Here is a 15381-nt window from a genome sequence, read left to right as displayed (position 1 = left end):
CCATCCGCTGAGCCCGGCCGGGGCGATCCCCGGCCGGGCTCACGCCCGCTCGCAGCACGCCCGCCCGCACCGTGGCGGGGCACCACCATCTCAACAAGGAGCAGCACCCTCATGCCGGCCACGCGCAGCATCGTCATCGCCTCCCCCGAAGGGGACTCCGGGAAGTCCACGGTCGCCCTCGGCGTCATCGACCTCCTCGTGCGCCAGGGTCAGCGTGTCGGCGTGTTCCGCCCGGTCTCGCGGGTGTCTGCCAGCGAGGGTCCCGACGGCGAGCGCGACCACGTGCTCGAGATGCTGCTCCAGCACGACGGCGTGGACCTCACCTACGAAGAGTCGGTCGGCATCACGTACGACGACATCCACGCCGACCTCGACGCCGCGATGAGCCGCATCGTGGCCCGCTACCACGAGGTCGCCGCCAAGTGCGACTCCGTGGTGGTGCTCGGCACCGACTACACCGACGTGTCGGGCCCGACCGAGCTGGCGTTCAACGCCAAGATCGCCGCGAACCTCGGTGCGCCCGTGCTGCTGGTCGTCTCGGGCCGGGACCGCAGCGCCGAGGACACCAAGGCCCTGGCCGGCATCGGCCTGGGCGAGCTGCGCGCGAACCACGCCCAGCCGGTCGGCGTGGTCATCAACCGCTACGACGGCCCCATGCCCGCCGACACCGCCGCACTGACGTCCGACCCCTCGCTGCCGATCTGGGTCGTGCCCGAGGAGCGCTTCCTCCAGGCGCCCACGGTCGCCCAGCTCATGAACGCCGTCGACGGCCGCCTGTGGCTCGGCGACCCCGAGCTGCTCTCGCGCGAGGCCCTGGCGGTCCTGGTCGGGGCGATGTCGGTCGAGCACCTGCTCGACCACCTGTCGGACGGCGCCGTCGTCATCACGCCCGGCGACCGCACCGACGTCATCCTCAGTCTCCTGGCCGCCCAGGTCGCGACGACCTTCCCGTCCCTGGCCGGCATCATCCTCACGGGCGGCATGACGCCGGGGGGCGCATCGGCGACCTGGTCCACGCGCTCACCCCGCACGTCCCGCTCATCCTCACCGAGCAGGACACCTTCCCCGTCGCGCGTGCCGCGGGCCGCACCATCGGCCGTGTGACCGTCGGCTCGACCCGCAAGGTCGACGTCGCCCGTGCGCTGTTCGAGGCCAACGTGGACGGCGCCGAGCTGCTGGCCAGGCTGGACGTGCCGCGCCCCGAGGTCGTCACGCCGCTGATGTTCGAGTACGAGCTCATCGAGCGGGCCCGCTCCCACCGGCGCCGCGTCGTCCTGCCCGAGGGCGGCGACGACCGCATCCTGCGCGCCGCGTCGACCGTGCTCGCGCGCGGCATCGCCGACCTGACGATCCTCGGCGAGGAGGTCGCCGTGCGCGCCCGCGCGACCGAGCTCGGCCTCGACATCTCGGGCGCCACGGTGCTCTCGCCGACCGACCCCGCGCACGTCGAGCGCTACGCCAAGGAGTACACGCGCCTGCGCGCCCACAAGGGCATGACGGTCGAGCGCGCCCGCGAGATCGTCTCCGACGTCTCCTACTTCGGCACGATGATGGTCCACCTGGGCGACGCGCACGGCATGGTCTCGGGTGCCGCCCACACGACGGCGCACACCATCCGCCCGTCCTTCGAGATCATCAAGACGGCCCCCGGGATCTCGTCCGTGTCCGGCGTGTTCCTCATGTGCCTCGAGGACCGCGTCCTGGTCTACGGCGACTGCGCCGTCATCCCGGACCCGACGGCGGAGCAGCTCGCCGACGTCGCGATCTCCTCGGCCGCGACGGCTGCGCAGTTCGGCGTCGAGCCGCGCATCGCGATGCTGTCGTACTCGACGGGCGAGTCCGGCTCGGGCGCCGACGTCGACAAGGTGCGCGCCGCGACCGCGCTCGTCAAGGAGCGCCGCCCCGACCTGTCGGTCGAGGGTCCGATCCAGTACGACGCCGCCGTCGACGCCGCCGTCGCCGCGTCCAAGCTGCCCGGTTCCGACGTCGCCGGTCGCGCGACGGTCTTCGTGTTCCCCGACCTCAACACGGGCAACAACACCTACAAGGCGGTGCAGCGCTCAGCGGGCGCCGTCGCCGTCGGCCCCGTCCTCCAGGGCCTCAACAAGCCGGTGAACGACCTGTCGCGCGGCGCCCTGGTCCAGGACATCATCAACACCGTCGCCATCACGGCCATCCAGGCCCAGGGGACGTCCGCATGACCACCTCCACCCGCACGTCCGCGCTCTTGAAGGGGCTTGACCGATGAGCACCGTCCTCGTCCTGAACAGCGGCTCGTCGTCGCTCAAGTACCAGCTCGTCAACCCGGCTTCGGGTGAGGCGCTCGCCGTCGGCCTGGTCGAGAAGATCGGGGAGCCCGTCGGCGTCCTCACGCACGAGGTCGGCGACGACGAGACGACGCGCGAGCTGCCCATCCCCGACCACGGGGAGGCGCTGCGCCTGGTGCTCGGCCTGTTCGACGAGGTCGGCCCGTCGCTCGACGAGGCCGGCATCGTCGCGGTCGGTCACCGCGTGGTCCACGGCGGCACCGCCTACTCGCACCCCACCGTGGTGGACGACGACGTCGAGGCCGGCATCGCGGCGCTCGCCCCGCTCGCCCCGCTGCACAACCCGGCCAACGCCACGGGCATCAAGGTGGCCCGCGAGCTGCTCGACGTGCCGCACGTCGCCGTGTTCGACACCGCGTTCTTCGCCACGCTGCCCGAGGCCGCGTACACGTACGCGATCGACGCGGCGGTCGCCAAGGCCCACCAGATCCGCCGCTACGGCTTCCACGGGACGTCGCACGAGTACGTCTCGCAGCGCGTCTCCGAGGTGCTGGGCCGCCAGGACCTCCGGCAGATCGTGCTGCACCTGGGCAACGGTGCGTCGGCGTCGGCGGTGGCGTCCGGCGTCGCCGTCGACACCTCGATGGGCCTGACGCCGCTCGAGGGCCTCGTCATGGGAACCCGCTCGGGCGACCTCGACCCGGCAATCGTCTTCCATCTGCGCCGCGTGGCGGGGCTCGACGTCGACGAGATCGACAACCTGCTCAACAAGCAGTCGGGCCTCAAGGGCATCGCCGGACGCAACGACATGCGCGAGGTGCGTTCGGCCGCCGACGACGGCGACCCGGCCGCGCTGCTGGCCCTGGCCGTGTACCGCCACCGGCTCGTCAAGTACGTCGGCGCGTACGCCGCCGTGCTCGGCGGCCTCGACGTGCTGACCTTCACGGCCGGCGTCGGCGAGAACTCGGCGCCGCTGCGCCAGGAGGTCGTCGACGCGCTCGGGTTCCTCGGCCTGGCCGTCGACCCCGAGAAGAACGCCGTGCGTTCCAAGGAGCCGCGCGTCATCTCCCCCGACGGCCACGAGGGGCCGCTGGTCATGGTCGTGCCGACCAACGAGGAGCTCGCGATCGCGCGACTGTCGGTCGCCGCGATCAGCTGACGTCGCCGGCCCGGCCCCGCATCCTCACCGGGGCCGGGGCCGGGGCTCGTCGACCCGGACCTGCATCCTCACCGGTGCGGGCCTGGGCCCGCACCCTCGCCGGGGCTGGGCGGCTCTCCGCCCGTAGGCTCGGCGGGTGATCCTCCTCGATCCGCCCACGTGGCCGGCACACGGGACCGTGTGGTCGCACCTCGTGTCCGACACGTCGCTGCACGAGCTGCGCGCGTTCGCTCGCGCGGCTGGGCTGCCCGACCGCAGCTTCGACCTCGACCACTACGACACACCCGCCGACCGGCACGCGGACCTGCTCGCCGCGGGAGCCACCGCCGTCGGCGGGCGCACCCTGGCCCGGCGCCTCGGTGCGTCCGGCCTGCGCGTCGCGGGCCACGAGCGTGCCGGGGCGAGACGCGACGCACTGCGCGCCCGCTGGGAGCGGCTGTGGTCGCCGCTCGCAGAGCCCGCCCGCTGGCCGACGGGGTCCCCGCCCGCGCCGGCGTCAGGGCCCGCGTCCGCCGTGCTCGACGCCGGCGGCGAGCTCGTGCGGCGATGGAGCGAGCCGCACCGCGTCTACCACGGGCGCCTCCACCTGGCGGCCGCGCTCGACGCCCTCGACGCCCTGCTCGTCACCACACCCCTGACCGCCGCCGAGACCCGGACGGTACGGCTCGCGCTGTGGTTCCACGACGCGGTCCACGACGGCGTCGCCGGGCGTGACGAGGAGCGCTCGGGCGCCCTCGCGTCAGACGTCCTTGCCCCGCCGTCGGCGCGGGGGTGCTGCCGCCCGCGACGCACGACGACGTCGCCCGGCTCGTGCGGCTCACGGCGTCCCACGACCCGGCCCCGGGCGACAGCCTCGGTGCGCTCGTGAGCGACGCCGACCTCGCCATCCTCGGTTCGACCCCTGCGCGGTACACCCGCTACGTCCATCAGGTGCGCGCCGAGTACGCCGACGTGCCCGATGTGGCGTTCCGTGAGGGCCGCGCAGCGGTGCTCGACCAGCTCCTGAGCCTGCCGGCGCTGTACCGCACGACGCCGGGGCGCGCGGCATGGGCGGACCGTGCGTCGGCCAACCTCCGGGCCGAGCTCGACGGTCTCGCGCGAGCGCGCTGAGCCGGCGCCGGGGCGAGCGCTTCGCGTGCGAGAGCCGGTGCGGGGCCGTGCCCGCGTCGGGTCCCTCGCAGTCATGGACACTCGAGCAGGACGTCCTCGGGAGGCTGCCTACGATGACCCCATGCGTCCCGTACGACGCCGTCTGCTCTACGTCGGCGGCGGCCTCCTCGCCCTGCTCCTGGCCGCGCCGGTCGCCTGGGTGCAGGCGGTCGGCCAGGCGCACCACCGTCAGGTCGCGGAGGTCGGCCCGGTGGACGCCGTCGTCGTGCTCGGGGCGGGGCTGCGTGCCGACGGGACACCCTCGCCCTACCTGCGGCGCCGGCTCGCGCTCGCCGCAACGCTGCACGAACGCGGCGTCGCCTCGACCGTCATCCTCTCCGGCGACGCCCACCAGCGCCCCGACGGCTCGACGTACGACGAGCCCGCGTCGATGCGCGACTGGATCGTGGACCACGGCGTCCCCGCCACGGACCTCGTGCTCGACCGTGAGGGCTTCAGCACGACGGCCACCTGCCGCCGGGCCCACGACGTCTACGGCGCACGCTCCGCCGTCGTGGTCACGCAGGACTACCACGTGCGGCGCGCCCTGTTCTCGTGCACCCAGGCCGGGCTGGACGCGGTCGGGGTCGGTGTTTCGGCCGCGAGCGCCAGCCCCGCCAACTGGCTGTGGTGGCACGTGCGCGAGATGCCGGCCTCATGGAAGGCCGCCGTGCGCGAGCTGGTGGGCGTCTGACACGGCGAACGCCACGGGCACGCCGAAAGCGACGGCGCCCGCCCGTGAGTCCCTCGCGGTCCTCCGGCCGGCGCGCCGCTCAGCGGGCTCGCAGCGCTCGCAGCGCGCGCATTCCCGCCGTCAGCGTCGTGGCCGCGCGCTCGCCGCCGAGCGCGTACAACCGGTCCACCGACAGCCCGAGGGCCACGCCCCGCTGGGTCGCCACCGTCTGCTGGTCGGTCAGCGCATCGATGATCGCGCGCCCGTGCCGCCGTCCCAGCCCTGAGGCGCCGAAGCCACCGAGCGGCGCCGCCACCGACCCGAACGCCGCCATGTACCCGTCGTTGACGTTGACCGCCCCGGCCCGCAGCCGCGCCGCGATGCGCTGCGCGCGCCGCACGTCGCGCGACCACACCGACGCGCTGAGCCCGTACTCGGAGTCGTTGATGACGGCCACTGCCTCGTCGTCGGAGGCGACCCGCCGGATCGCCACGACGGGACCGAAGGTCTCCTCGCGCGCGCACCGGGCGTCGTCAGGCACGTGGTCGAGCACCGTGGGCGCGTAGAAGTAGGGACCGACGTCGGCTCGGTGGACGGCGCCGGCGAGCGCCCGAGCGCCACGTGACATGGCGTCCTCGACATGCGCGGTGACGCGCGCAAGGTGCTCGGCCGAGACCAGCGAGCCGACGTCGGAGCTGTAGTCGAGGCCACCGCCGAGTCGCAGCGAGCGCGCACCGGCGACGAACCGCCGCACGAACTCGCCGGCGATCGCCTCGTGCACCACGAGCCGCTCAGCGGACACGCACAGCTGCCCGGCGTTCGCGAAGCACGCCCGCAGCGCCCCGGGCACGGCGGCGTCGAGGTCGGCGTCTGCGGCGACGTACAGGCCGTTCTTGCCGCCCAGCTCGAGCGTCGACCCGATGAGCCGCCGCCCCGCCTGCGCCGCGACCACCCGCCCCGTCGCCGTCGACCCGGTGAACGCGATGTGGTCGACGGCGTCGATCAGGGCCGTGCCCGTCTCGGCCGCGCCCGTGACCACGAGGAACAGGTCCGCGGGCAGGCCGCAGCGTTCGAGCAGCTCGGCGACCCACAGCGCCGAGAGCGACGTCTGCGGGTCGGGCTTGACGACGACGGCGTTGCCCGCGAGCAGCGCCGGCAGCGCCTCGGACACGGCCATCGCGAGCGGGTAGTTCCAGGGCGCGATCACCCCGACGACGCCCACGGGGTGCAGCAGGAGCCGCGCACCCGTGAGCGCGGGGATCATGCCGCGCACGCGGCGCGGCGCCACGTAACCGGGCCCCGCGACCGCGTAGTGCCGCGCGAGCTGGGACGTGTAGACGACCTCCTCGAAGGCGTGCAGCCGGGCCTTGCCGCCCTCCATCTGCACCAGGTCGAGCACCTCGGACTGCCGGTCCAGCACCGCGCTCGCGACGCGCAGCAGCACGCGCGCACGCGCGCGCGCCGGCACGGCGGCCCACGCCCGCTGCGCGACGCGCGCCCGCCCGACGGCGGTGGCGACGTCGTCGGGCGACGACAGCGGCAGCGAGACCAGCGGCGCACCGGTGAACGGCATGTGCGCCCGGTGCTCGCCCGCTCGGTGCGACGTCACGACGCGAGCGATCAGCGGAGCGACGACGTCCGGCTCGAGCGCGTACGTGCCGCCCGGCAGGTCAGGGTCGACGAGGCCCTGCGTGCCCTGCGTGACGTCGTGACGAGCGTCCTCACCCTCGTGCCCGGTAGCCATGCTCGCCACCCTACACACGGGCACCGACGCCGTTCACCGGCCTTCCACGGTTCGCGCGACGCCCCGCCGGAGGCGCCCGCGCCGTCAGTGCGGCTGGTACGGCGAGACGACGACCTCGACCCGCTGGAACTCCTTGAGGTCCGAGTACCCGGTCGTGGCGAGCGCGCGCTTGAGCGCGCCCACGAGGTTGAGCGTGCCGTCGGCCTGACGACCCGGCCCGAACAGGATCTCCTGAAGAGTCCCGGCCGTGCCGACCTCGACGCGCTCCCCGCGCGGCAGCACCGAGTGGTGAGCCTCGGGGCCCCAGTGCCAGCCGCGCCCGGGGGCCTGCGACGCGCGCGCGAGCGCCGCGCCGAGCATCACGGCGTCGGCGCCGCAAGCCACGGCCTTGACGATGTCGCCCGAGCGCCCCACGCCGCCGTCGGCGATGACGTGGACGTACCGGCCGCCCGACTCGTCGAGGTAGTCACGGCGGGCCGCCGCGACGTCGGACACCGCGGTCGCCATGGGCGCGTGGATGCCCAGGCTGACGCGCGTCGTGTGCGCGGCCCCGCCGCCGAAGCCGACCAGGACGCCCGCCGCGCCCGTGCGCATCAGGTGCAGCGCCGCGGTGTACGTCGAGGCGCCGCCGACGACGACGGGCACGTCGAGCTCGTAGATGAAGCGCTTGAGGTTGAGGGGCTCGGCGTTGCCGCTCACGTGCTCGGCCGACACCGTCGTGCCGCGGATGACGAACAGGTCGACGCCGGCGTCGACCACCGTGCGGTAGTGCTCCTGGGTGCGCTGCGGGCTGAGCGCGCCCGCGACGGTCACGCCCGCGGCACGCACCTCCTTGAGGCGCTGGGTGATGAGCTCGGGCTTGATGGGCTCGGCGTAGATCTCCTGCATGCGGCGCGTCGCCTCGTCGGCCGGCAGGTGCGCGATCTCCTCGAGCAGCGGCTCGGGAGTCTCGTAGCGCGTCCACAGGCCCTCGAGGTCGAGCACGCCGAGCCCGCCGAGGCGACCGAGCTCGACGGCGGTGCCGGGGCTCATCACGGAGTCCATCGGAGCCGCCACGATCGGCAGGTCGAAGTGGTAGGCGTCGATCTGCCAGCCGACCGAGACGTCCTCCGGATCCCGCGTGCGGCGGGAGGGGACGACCGCGATGTCGTCGAAGGAGTACGCCCGGCGTCCGCGCTTGCCGCGGCCGATCTCGATCTCGTTGCTCACCGGGTCAGCCTACCGGCGCTCGACGGTGTGCGACCGGCGGGTGTCGGCGCGCGCGGGTTCGCCGGGCAGCCGTGTCGGTGGCCCGTGGCAGGGTCCACCTCGAAAGCACGCAGTCCAGAGCACGCAGTCCAGAGCACGCAGTCCAGAGCACGCAGTCCAGAGCACGCAGTCGGTAGCACGCACGCGAGAGCAGGGAGCAGTCGATGGGTGAGCAGTCGTACGAGGCCTACGCCGCGAGCTGGGCCCGGGGCCCGCTGGTGGGGTTCGACACCGAGACGACGGGCGTCGACGTCACGCACGACCGGATCGTCACGGCGGCGGTCGTGCTGCGCATCCCCGGCGTGAGCACGGACGTGCGCACCTGGCTGCTCGACCCGGGAGTCGAGATCCCGGCCGAGGCAGCCGCCATCCACGGCGTCACCACGCAGCACGCACGCGCGCACGGCGCACCTGCCGCCGTCGCGCTGGAGGAGATCGCGGCCGAGCTCACCGCGCACCTGCGCGAGGGCGTCCCGGTCGTCGCGTACAACGCCGCGTTCGACCTCTCGCTGCTCGACGCCGAGCTGGCACGCCACGGGCTCGCAACGCTGCCCCAGCGGCTGGGCCACGCCGTGACCCCGGTGCTGGACCCGCTGGTCATCGACCGCTGGCAGGACCGTTACCGCCGCGGCAAGCGTCGGCTCGGGGACCTCGTCGCCCACTATGGCGTCCAGACGGCCGACAGCCTGCACGCGGCGGACGTCGACGTGCTGGCGACGCTGGACGTCCTCGACTCCCTGCTGCGCCACTTCCCGCGCCTGGCCGACCTGACCCTCGAGCAGCTGCACGAGGCTCAGGTCGGCGCGCACCACGCGTGGGCGCTCACCTTCAACGAGTGGCGCGCCGGGAAGGGCCTGGAGGGACCGGGCGCGTCGACGGCGTGGCCCGTCGAGCCTGCCCGGTCCTGACCTGCCCCGCCCGGTTCCCTGCCGACGCGGCCGGGTCCGTCACAGACCGGTGTAGTTCGGCGCCTCGACCGTCATCTGCACGTCGTGGGGGTGGCTCTCCTTCAGCGACGCTGACGTGATACGCACGAACCTCCCCCTGGCCTGCAGCTCCGGGATGGTCCTGGCCCCGACGTAGAACATCGTCTGGTGCAGTCCGCCGACGAGCTGGTGGGTCACGGTGTTGAGCGAACCCTTGAACGGCACGCGCCCCTCGATGCCCTCCGGGACGATGAGCGAGTCGTCGGCGACCTCGGCCTGGAAGTAGCGGTCCTTCGAGTAGGACTTCTTGCCGCGCGAGGACATCGCGCCGAGCGAGCCCATGCCCCGGTACGCCTTGAACTGCTTGCCGTTGACGAGGATGGTCTCGCCCGGCGCCTCCGCGGTCCCGGCGAGCATCGACCCGAGCATCACGGACTCCGCGCCCGCGACGAGGGCCTTGCCGATCTCGCCCGAGTGGCGCATGCCGCCGTCGGCGATGACCGGGACTCCCGCGGCGCGGGCGGCGAGCGACGCCTCGTAGACCGCCGTGATCTGAGGCACGCCGACTCCGGTGACCACGCGAGTGGTGCAGATCGAGCCCGGCCCGACGCCGACCTTGATGGCGTCGGCGCCCGCGTCGACGAACGACTGCGCGCCCTCGCGGGTGGCGACGTTGCCGCCGATGACCTGCACGTCACGCGTGGCCGGGTCCTTCTTGAGGCGTTCGACCATCTCGATGAGCATGCGGACGTTGCCGTGCGCGGTGTCGGCGACCAGCACGTCCACGCCCGCGTCGATGAGCGTCGTCGCGCGCGTCCACGCGTCGCCGTAGTAGCCGATCGCCGCACCGACGAGCAGGCGCCCCTGGCCGTCCTTCGACGCGTTCGGGAACTGCTCGGACTTCACGAAGTCCTTGACGGTGATGAGCCCCGTGAGTCGCCCCTCGGCGTCGACCAGGGGCAGCCGCTCAAGCTTGTGCTTGCGCAGCAGCAGGGTCGCCTCCTCGCGCCCGATGGTGGACGGGCCCGTGATGAGCGGCGACGGGGTCATGACGTCCGCGACCTTGGTGGTTGCCCACTCGGCGACAGGGGTGAACCGCAGGTCGCGGTTGGTGACGATGCCGATGAGGCGGTGCCCGGCGTCGACGACGGGGAAGCCCGAGATGCGGAACTCGCCCGCGAGCCTGTCGAGCTCCTCCAGGGTCGCGTCCGCGTGGATCGTGACGGGGTTGTCGATGATGCCCGTCTGCGTGCGCTTGACGAGGTCGACCTGCCGGGCCTGGTCCTCGATCGACAGGTTGCGGTGCAGCACCCCGATGCCGCCCTGGCGGGCCATGGCGATCGCCATGCGCGCCTCGGTGACGGTGTCCATCGCGGCCGAGACGAGCGGCACCCGCAGCGAGATCTCGCGGGTCAGGCGGGATGTCGTGTCGATGTCCGACGGCGCCAGGTCCGAGTAGCCCGGCAGGAGCAGCACGTCGTCATACGTGAGCCCGAGGTTCGCGAAGGGGTCGTGCGGGGTCGAGTCCGTCATGGCCAAAGTCTACGTTCGGTCACGGGCACGAAGGCCGCCCCGTACCCCGGTCGGCGGCGCGCGCCCGTCCCGGTGTCGTCGCCCGGGGAAGGTCAGCCGACGACGGCGAGAACCTCGTGCAGCAGCCCGGTGAAGGAGCGCACGCGCTGGACGGTCGGGGCGAGCGGCACCGCGCTGGCCGAGTCGTCGCGCCGCAGGCCGACGAAGATCGGCAGGCTGGTGAACGCGTCGTGGACAGCGTGGACGACGTCGAGGTCCGGCCGCGCGAGCGTCGTCGCCAGGACCAGGGCTGCCGGGCGCACCATCGTCACCAGCTCGACGGCGCGGTGGGTGCTGGCCGGCCCCGTCACGATGCGTGCCGTTGCCCCCTGCGCCACGAGCGCCGCCGCGAGGGCGTGTGCCGCGAGCGGTACGACCTCGTCGGGTGCGGCGAAGATGAGCACGATCTTGCGCATCCGGCTCGGGTGGTTGGCCGGCGGGTTCCCTGCGCTGATCATCGCCTGCTCGAACGCTTGCGTGAAGTCGCGCAGCGCGCGCAGCGCCGCCGTCGCGAGGACGAGCTCGGGCACCTCGCCAGGGGTTCCGAGCACGGTCCGCTGCGCGATGCGCAGCCACGCGGGCTCGACGAGCCGCGTCCACCATGCCGCGGGGTCTCCCTGCGCTCCGATGCGCAGCAGCGCGTCGCACCCTGGTTGGTCGTAGGCGAGCGCCGCGTCGATGACGGCGGCGACGCGCGCGGACACGGTCGAGGGCGACGCCCCGGGGAGCGTCGGTGCGCCCGCGCCGCGGCCGCCCTCGCCGCCACCGGGCAGCGCGCGCAGGTGCCCGCGCACGGCGCGGGAGCCGTCGGGCCCTGCGTCGTCGGCCGCCTCGACGCCGTCCGCGCGCACGTGCTGCGTGGAGGCGTCGAGCGAATCGGCCTCGGCGTCGAGAGCGGCGCGTGCGGCGTCGACGGGCGCGACGCCTTCGAGGGTCAGTCGGCGCATGACCATGAGCCGGGCCACGTCTTCCGGCGTGTACCGGCGGTGGGACCCGGCCGTGCGGCCGGAGGGACCGAGGCCGTACCTTCGGTCCCAGGTTCTCAACGTCGCGGGTGCGACCCCCAGTCGGCGGGCGACCGCCGCGACGGCGAGCCCCGGGCTCGGCGTGCTGGGCCTGCCCGTGGAGGCGGGCCGTGAGGGCGTCATGGCTCGATTGTGCCGACGGCCCCGGGGCGCTGCCACCGCGCGACCACCCCTGGCGCGATTCGAGCAGCGCATCATCGCAAAACTCGTTCGCACAACTGGTCAGATCGAGAAAACTTGCCCGAGGTCAGGCCAAGACCTCGGACGCTGCCAGGGCCTTGAACAACTTCTGCACAACTTGTAGGTTATGCGGCATGACGGAAATCTCGAGGCTGCCAGGTCCGGTAATGGAGCTGTGGGAGTGGCAGTATCAGGGAGCGTGCCGCGACGCGGACGACACCCTGTTCTTCCACCCGGAAGGCGAGCGGGGCTCGACCCGCCGCCGACGCGCAGAAGCCGCCAAGGCGATCTGCAACACCTGCCCTGTGATGATGCAGTGCCGCGAGCAGTCGTTGCGCGTGCGCGAGCCGTACGGGGTCTGGGGCGGTCTCTCCGAGGACGAGCGCGCGGCGATCCTGGCCAAGAGGACCGGCTGAGCGAGCACCCCGCGAGACGCACGAAGACGCGGAGGCCCCCGCACCATGGACGGTGCGGGGGCCTCCGCGTCTGTTGCTTCGAGGTGTCTGCTACCTCAAGGACGCAGCCTGTCGTCAGCCGACGACGACGGCGAGGACGTCGCGAGCCGAGAGCACGAGGTACTCCTCACCCGCGTACTTGACCTCGGTGCCGCCGTACTTGCTGTAGATGACCTTGTCGCCGACCTTGACGTCGACCGGGATGCGGTTGCCGTTGTCGTCGAAACGGCCCTCGCCCACCGCCAGGACCTCGCCCTCCTGGGGCTTCTCCTTGGCAGTGTCCGGGATGACCAGGCCGGAAGCCGTCGTGGTCTCGGCCTCGATGGCCTTGACGACGATCCGGTCCTCGAGCGGCTTGATGGGGACCGACACGTCGGACCTCCTCTTTCGCTGTGATGCGTGCTGGACTGGTGTGCGCCACATGCTGGCCGTCGTCGCGGGTGCCGGCACAGCGCGTTGCGCTGCGAACAATCTAGGAGTGCGGTTAGCACTCTGACAAGTCGAGTGCCAAAGCTGTCGCAGCGAACCACACCGGCCGCACCGACGCGCTCGAGCTCATGATCCACTGGTCGAGGTGTGCGATGAACGCCCGGCATCGCCGGCCAACGCCGCCTCGTAGGTCGCCACGAACCCACCCAACCACAGGCACGGCACCTGACCAGCAGGGCACGACCGGGGCGTGCGGACGGCCGCGCACAGGGTCGCGGCGCCGCGCACCTTCCGGCTGCCGTGCACCAGCACCGCCGTCGGCCATCCGCTGGCGCTCGCCCTGCAACACGAGGCACGATGACGCCCGATGAACACCCAGCAGATCCTCGACCGCGCCCGGCTGTGGGCGGACTACTACGCACAGGTCCAGGCGCAGCGGGCCCTGGTGCGCCTCGACGCCGAGCGCGCCCTGGACGCGCTCAAGGCCCGGCTCGTGCCGGTGACGTCCGGCGACGACGTCGCGTGGCGGGTGCTGCCCGTCGGCCCCGGGGACGTCGACGCCCTGCGCGCGATCAGCGCCGCCGTGACGCTCGCCCCGGTGAGCACCGAGGCCGCCGACGCAACGCGTCAGCTCGAGCACGACGTCCCCGAGGCCCTCGCCGACGTCGACGCCGTCGCCGGGGCCAAGCGCGTGCTGGCGCGGCCGGCGGCTCGCGAGGCCGCCGACGACGCCGTCGAGTTCCTCACCGAGTACGTCTCGTGGGGCGAGGAGGAGGGGCTCGTCGCCACCCTCAAGGCCATGGAGCCGCGCACGCAGGCCGACGCCGTCACCGCGGCCGACGCGCTGGCCCCCACGTCGGGCTCGGCGCGATCTGGCGCACGGTCGGCGTCGCCGAGATGGTCGAGGTTGCGCCCGGTGCGGCCGCGGCCGCCACCGCACCCGATGCCGGCTCACCCGACGTCGCCGCGCTGCGCGCCGCGATCGCCGAGCACGGCGCGACCCACCTCGCCGTCTTCTCGACGGCGCCTCGAACCGCGTCCGACCTGCTCACGGCACTGCGCGGCTGACCGCCCGGTCGCACGGACGGGCCCGCGCCCGCCGTCCGACCACCGGCCGGCCGCCGCCCGACCGCCGGCCGGCCGCCGCTCGACCGCTCACCCGTAGCGCGCCGTGCCCGCACGGCGCGGGCGCCCTGCACCCGTGGACAGGTGGCGTACCGCACGCCCGTCGTCTGACACGATGACAACGTGGATCCGGCAACCCTCGGCAAGCTGCTCAGCCCCGACGGCTGGGCGCTGCTCGCCGCCCTGCCGCCCTACGACGAGAAGCAGGCGATGGCGCTGTCCATGCGCCTGCGGGACCAGGGCGTCGACCCCGACCTGGCCGCCGCCGTCCTGACCCAGAGCAGGCTGCGCGCCAAGGCGCGCGCCAAGCTCGGCGACTTCGCCGACGGCATGCTCTTCACGCCCGACGGCGTCGAGCAGGCCACGCGCCTCGTCGTCGCGGCGCTGCACGCACGCCGCTACCTCGCGGCCGGCGTCACCAAGGTCGCGGACCTGACCTGCGGCATCGGCGCGGACGCGCTCGCCTTCGCGGGCGTCGGGCTCCAGGTGCTGGCCACCGACGTCGACGAGGTCACCGCGGCGATGGCCGCCGTCAACCTGCGACCCTTCCCCGAGGCCGAGGTGCGCCACGCCGACGGCCTCACCCTCGACCTGTCGGCGGAGGGCGTCGACGGCGTCTACGCCGACCCGGCCCGGCGCACGCGCGGCGGCAAGCGCGTCTTCGACCCGCGTGCGTACGCCCCGCCGCTCGACGCCGTCTGGGCGCTGCGGTCCAGCGTGCCCGCCGTCGGCATCAAGGTCGGCCCGGGCATCGCCCACCAGGGACTGCCCGCCGACGCCGAGACGCAGTGGGTCAGCGTCGACGGCGACGTCGTCGAGGCGGGGCTGTGGTTCGGACCGCTGGCCCCCGGCGGGCCGGGGCGCTCGGCGCTGATCCTGACCACACGCGGCGGGGTGACGCGCACGCGCACGCTGCGCAGCGCCGTCCCCGTGGGCCAGCACGCCGCCGGTCCGGCGTACGACGCCGTGCCGCCGGTGGGGCCCGTGGGCGCGTACGTCTACGAGCCCGACGGCGCCGTCATCCGGGCGGGGCTCGTGGGCCAGGCGGCTCAGGACCTGGGCGGCCGTCTGCTCGACGCGACGATCGCCTACGTCACCACCGACCAGCCGGCGCCCGCCGCCGTCGTCGACCCGGCGTCGGGGGCGGCTCCGCTCGCGGTCGGCTACCGGGTGCTCGACGTCCTGCCGTTCGGCGTCAAGCGGCTCAAGGCCTACCTGCGCGAACGCGGTGTGGGCCGGGTCGCGATCAAGAAGCGCGGCACCGCCGTCACGCCCGAGCAGCTGCGCGCCCAGCTCTCGCTGCACGGCCCGCGCGAGGCGACGCTCATCCTGACGCGCGTCGAGGGCGCGCAGCAGATCCTCGTGGTCGAGCCGCTCACGCACGGCGGCACCCCGGCGTGACGGGCCGCAGCCCGCGATGGCTGGGCTG

Annotated in this window: 13 protein-coding genes and 1 pseudogene; 9 read left to right on the top strand and 5 right to left on the bottom strand. The window is 73.7% G+C overall.

Going from position 1 to position 15381, the window contains the following annotated elements; all coding sequences use genetic code 11:
* The first annotated feature begins 111 nt into the window (after positions 1-111).
* The 5 genes and pseudogenes from pta (at position 112) to ET495_RS16140 (ending at position 5269) form a co-directional block, all read left to right on the top strand.
* A pseudogene (pta, locus tag ET495_RS16155) lies at positions 112-2201 on the top strand (phosphate acetyltransferase).
* Between the two features lie 43 nt (positions 2202-2244).
* Positions 2245-3426, top strand: coding sequence for an acetate/propionate family kinase (locus tag ET495_RS16150; protein ID WP_129205634.1), 1182 nt, complete (start codon positions 2245-2247; stop codon positions 3424-3426).
* A gap of 136 nt (positions 3427-3562) precedes the next feature.
* Entirely contained in the window at positions 3563-4294 is a 732-nt protein-coding gene (locus ET495_RS16145; RefSeq protein WP_342770120.1) for a DUF4031 domain-containing protein, read from the top strand.
* The gene (locus ET495_RS19530; RefSeq protein ID WP_342770119.1) at positions 4291-4536 is read left to right on the top strand and encodes an HD domain-containing protein; all 246 of its coding nucleotides are present in this window, start codon (positions 4291-4293) and stop codon (positions 4534-4536) included. Before ET495_RS16145 ends, ET495_RS19530 begins: the two co-directional genes overlap by 4 nt.
* A gap of 121 nt (positions 4537-4657) precedes the next feature.
* A complete protein-coding gene (locus tag ET495_RS16140) occupies positions 4658-5269 on the top strand; it encodes a SanA/YdcF family protein (protein WP_129205633.1) in 612 nt (203 codons plus the stop codon).
* A 79-nt stretch (positions 5270-5348) separates the two neighbouring features.
* Here ET495_RS16140 and ET495_RS16135 read toward each other — a convergent pair whose 3' ends face one another.
* Together ET495_RS16135 and ET495_RS16130 are read right to left on the bottom strand one after the other, a co-directional pair.
* Positions 5349-6992: a succinic semialdehyde dehydrogenase gene (locus ET495_RS16135; RefSeq protein WP_129205632.1), complete on the bottom strand. Its 1644-nt coding sequence runs from the start codon at positions 6990-6992 to the stop codon at positions 5349-5351.
* Between the two features lie 84 nt (positions 6993-7076).
* Entirely contained in the window at positions 7077-8201 is a 1125-nt protein-coding gene (locus ET495_RS16130) for a GuaB3 family IMP dehydrogenase-related protein (protein WP_129205631.1), read from the bottom strand.
* A gap of 203 nt (positions 8202-8404) precedes the next feature.
* Between ET495_RS16130 and ET495_RS16125 the strand changes: the two genes are divergently transcribed.
* Positions 8405-9148 (top strand): exonuclease domain-containing protein, encoded by a 744-nt coding sequence (locus tag ET495_RS16125; RefSeq protein ID WP_129205630.1) that lies wholly within the window; start codon positions 8405-8407, stop codon positions 9146-9148.
* Positions 9149-9187: 39 nt separating this feature from the next.
* Here ET495_RS16125 and guaB read toward each other — a convergent pair whose 3' ends face one another.
* Together guaB and ET495_RS16115 are read right to left on the bottom strand one after the other, a co-directional pair.
* Positions 9188-10699, bottom strand: a complete 1512-nt coding sequence (guaB, locus tag ET495_RS16120; RefSeq protein ID WP_129205629.1) for an IMP dehydrogenase — start codon at positions 10697-10699, stop codon at positions 9188-9190.
* Positions 10700-10791: 92 nt separating this feature from the next.
* Positions 10792-11886, bottom strand: a complete 1095-nt coding sequence (locus ET495_RS16115; RefSeq protein WP_129205628.1) for a MerR family transcriptional regulator — start codon at positions 11884-11886, stop codon at positions 10792-10794.
* A gap of 191 nt (positions 11887-12077) precedes the next feature.
* Here ET495_RS16115 and ET495_RS16110 point away from each other — a divergent pair, with 191 nt between their 5' ends.
* Positions 12078-12359, top strand: coding sequence for a WhiB family transcriptional regulator (locus ET495_RS16110; RefSeq protein WP_129205627.1), 282 nt, complete (start codon positions 12078-12080; stop codon positions 12357-12359).
* Positions 12360-12473: 114 nt separating this feature from the next.
* Here ET495_RS16110 and groES read toward each other — a convergent pair whose 3' ends face one another.
* Positions 12474-12770: a co-chaperone GroES gene (gene groES / locus ET495_RS16105; RefSeq protein WP_129205626.1), complete on the bottom strand. Its 297-nt coding sequence runs from the start codon at positions 12768-12770 to the stop codon at positions 12474-12476.
* A 424-nt stretch (positions 12771-13194) separates the two neighbouring features.
* On the opposite strand from groES, the gene ET495_RS16100 reads away from it, so the two are divergent.
* Both ET495_RS16100 and ET495_RS16095 read left to right on the top strand, forming a co-directional pair.
* The gene (locus ET495_RS16100) at positions 13195-13992 is read left to right on the top strand and encodes a hypothetical protein (protein ID WP_129205625.1); all 798 of its coding nucleotides are present in this window, start codon (positions 13195-13197) and stop codon (positions 13990-13992) included.
* An 83-nt stretch (positions 13993-14075) separates the two neighbouring features.
* Complete coding sequence (locus ET495_RS16095; RefSeq protein WP_129205624.1) at positions 14076-15353, top strand: class I SAM-dependent methyltransferase; 1278 nt, start codon at positions 14076-14078, stop codon at positions 15351-15353.
* Positions 15354-15381: the final 28 nt, after the last annotated feature.

Origin of the sequence: Xylanimonas allomyrinae (assembly GCF_004135345.1) — a bacterium.
Taxonomy (GTDB): Bacteria; Actinomycetota; Actinomycetes; order Actinomycetales; family Cellulomonadaceae; genus Xylanimonas; species Xylanimonas allomyrinae.
Note: the sequence above shows the minus strand (reverse complement) of the source record. Positions and strands in the feature narration are given on the sequence as shown.

Coding starts and splice junctions, on each gene's coding strand:
- ET495_RS16150 (WP_129205634.1), top strand. CDS start 2,245: ATGAGCACCGTCCTCGTCCTGAACAGCGGCTCGTCGTCGCTCAAGTAC.
- ET495_RS16140 (WP_129205633.1), top strand. CDS start 4,658: ATGCGTCCCGTACGACGCCGTCTGCTCTACGTCGGCGGCGGCCTCCTC.
- ET495_RS16135 (WP_129205632.1), bottom strand. CDS start 6,992: ATGGCTACCGGGCACGAGGGTGAGGACGCTCGTCACGACGTCACGCAG.
- ET495_RS16125 (WP_129205630.1), top strand. CDS start 8,405: ATGGGTGAGCAGTCGTACGAGGCCTACGCCGCGAGCTGGGCCCGGGGC.
- guaB (WP_129205629.1), bottom strand. CDS start 10,699: ATGACGGACTCGACCCCGCACGACCCCTTCGCGAACCTCGGGCTCACG.
- ET495_RS16115 (WP_129205628.1), bottom strand. CDS start 11,886: ATGACGCCCTCACGGCCCGCCTCCACGGGCAGGCCCAGCACGCCGAGC.
- ET495_RS16110 (WP_129205627.1), top strand. CDS start 12,078: ATGACGGAAATCTCGAGGCTGCCAGGTCCGGTAATGGAGCTGTGGGAG.
- ET495_RS16100 (WP_129205625.1), top strand. CDS start 13,195: ATGAACACCCAGCAGATCCTCGACCGCGCCCGGCTGTGGGCGGACTAC.